Below are 250 nucleotides of genomic sequence, written 5' to 3'. Positions count from 1 at the left end.
CACCGCGATTTCGTTAACTTCCTCGGCGGCTGGCACCAGGACGGCGCGCAGCGCGGCGCCCTTCGGCGTGAGGAACACTCGGACCTGCTTGCGGCTGTCCGGCATCTTCTGGCGCGTGACATTGACATAGCCGAGCTTTTCCATCGACTGTAGCGCCGCGAAGGTGGTCGGCTCCATGACGCCGGCCTGTGCGCTCAACTGTCGCTGCGTGATTCCGTCGGTTTGCCAGAGGATGCGCAAGAACGTCCAA

The 250-nt window shown here is 63.6% G+C and carries 1 protein-coding gene; it reads right to left on the bottom strand.

Annotated elements, in window-relative coordinates; translation table 11 throughout:
* On the bottom strand, nt 1–250 hold a 250-nt coding region (locus tag RZA33_RS19655), incomplete at both ends, for a MarR family winged helix-turn-helix transcriptional regulator (protein ID WP_322976233.1).

Origin of the sequence: Halovibrio sp. HP20-59, assembly GCF_033052795.2 — a bacterium.
Classification (GTDB): domain Bacteria; phylum Pseudomonadota; class Gammaproteobacteria; order Pseudomonadales; family Halomonadaceae; genus Vreelandella.
The sequence above is the reverse complement of the archived record's forward strand: the minus strand, read 5'-3'. Positions and strand labels throughout refer to the sequence as shown.